Source organism: Romboutsia sp. (assembly GCF_035470145.1).
GTDB lineage: Bacteria > Bacillota > Clostridia > Peptostreptococcales > Peptostreptococcaceae > Romboutsia_D.
In genome coordinates, this window is record NZ_DATIRC010000434.1 from 1 (window position 1) to 1924 (window position 1924).

General features: G+C 30.8%; 1 protein-coding gene and 2 pseudogenes. All 3 read left to right on the forward strand.

Going from position 1 to position 1924, the window contains the following annotated elements:
- A pseudogene (locus tag VLM92_RS16925) lies at positions 1-594 on the forward strand (succinate-semialdehyde dehydrogenase); the annotation flags it as partial.
- 27 nt (positions 595-621) lie between these two features.
- The gene (locus tag VLM92_RS16930; RefSeq protein WP_325277495.1) at positions 622-1536 is read left to right on the forward strand and encodes a phosphate butyryltransferase; all 915 of its coding nucleotides are present in this window, start codon (positions 622-624) and stop codon (positions 1534-1536) included.
- Between the two features lie 4 nt (positions 1537-1540).
- Positions 1541-1924: pseudogene (locus VLM92_RS16935) on the forward strand (butyrate kinase); the annotation flags it as partial.

Below are 1924 nucleotides of genomic sequence, written 5' to 3' on the forward strand. Positions count from 1 at the left end.
TTTATAGAGTTATTAGTACAACAAGGAGCTTATTATATAGAAAAAGATGAAGATGTAGATGCTTTAAGAAAAGTATTATTCCCAGGTGGATCAATAAGTAAAGATTGTGTAGGAGCATCTCCTTTTGATATAGCTAAAATGGCTAAAATAGACATTCCAAAAGATACAAAATTATTAGTTGTGAAAGTTGAAAAATATGGAACAGAAGAGTATTTTGCAAAAGAAAAAATGTGTCCAGTATTAGCAGCTTATAGTTATGAAAAGTGGCAAGAAGCTGTTGAAATTGCAAATGCTAATTTAGAATATGAAGGAAAAGGTCATAGTGCAATTATACATTCATATACAAAGGAAAATATAGAATATGCAGCAGAAATACTTCCTGTCTCTCGTTTTGGAGTTAATCAAATAGGTTCAAGTGGTCTTGGTGGATCATTTGTAAACGGTCTTAATCCTACGGCAACTCTTGGTTGTGGTTCTTGGGGAAATAATAGTATAAGTGAAAATCTATGGTTTCATCATTTAGTTAATATAAGTAGAATTGCATACGAAGTACCAGGAAAATCTGTTCCAACAGATGAGGAAATTTGGAACTAAAAGCTCATAATTAAAGGGGATATAGAAATGATAAAAGATTTTAAACAATTAATACAAAAAGTTAAAGCAGGCGATCCTCAAACAATATCTGTAGCAGTAGCACAAGATAAGGATGTATTATCTGCAGTTAATAATGCATACAAAATGGGAATTGCCAATGCAATTTTAGTAGGAGATAAAGAAAAAATTGAAGAAATAGCCATTGAAATACAAATGGATACAAACAATTTTGAAATTATAGATATTAAGGATAAAACAGAAGCTTGTACACAAGCTATAAAATTAGTACGTGATGGTAAAGCATCACTTCCAATGAAAGGATTTGTTGAAACATCCGATATATTAAAGGCAGTATTAAATCATGAAACTGGCTTAAGAACCGGTGATTTAATAAATCATGTTGGGGTATTAGAAGTTTTAGGATATGATAGATTATTTATATTAAGTGATAGCGCTATGACAATTGCACCTACATTAGAAAATAAAGTAGATATAATCAATAGCAGTGTTAAAATTGCTCATGCTTTAGGAAATGAAGAACCAAAGGTAGCTGTACTTTGTGCAGTTGAAAAAGTAAATCCTAAAATGCCTGCTACATTAGATGCAGAGCAACTTACAAAAATGAATGAACAAGGTATTATAAAAGGTTGCTTAGTAAAAGGACCATTAGCAATAGATAATGCAGTATGTGTTGAAGCTGCAAAACATAAGGGAATTAATCATCCTGTTGCAGGAAATGCAGATATATTAATAGCACCTGATATAGAAGCAGGTAATATTTTAAATAAATCAATGGAATACTTTGCAAAAGCTGAAAAAGCTGGAGTTATTATGGGTGCTAAAACACCAATAATATTAACATCTAGAGCAAGCTCAGATATGTCAAAATTACACTCTATAGCCCTTGGGGCATTAGTTGTTCAACAACTTGGAAAGGAGTAGATATATGGAAAAAGTATTTACATTTTTAGTAATAAATCCTGGTTCAACTTCAACTAAAATATCAATATTTGAAAATGATAAAGAAATAATTACTGAAACAATACGCCATTCTACAGAAAAAATAAATTCATATAAAGAAATATATGATCAATTTGATTTTCGTAAAGAACTTATCATGAAAACTCTCTCCGATAAAAATATAGATTTATCTAAATTCTCAGCAATAATAGCTCGTGGTGGAAATATGAGACCTGTTGTAGGTGGAACATATCAAGTAAATGAAGAAATGCTAAAAGATTTAAAAATAGGCGTTATGGGACAGCATGCATCTAACTTAGGTGGAGGTCTTGCTTATTCAATTGCTGAGGAATTAGGATTAAATGCATAT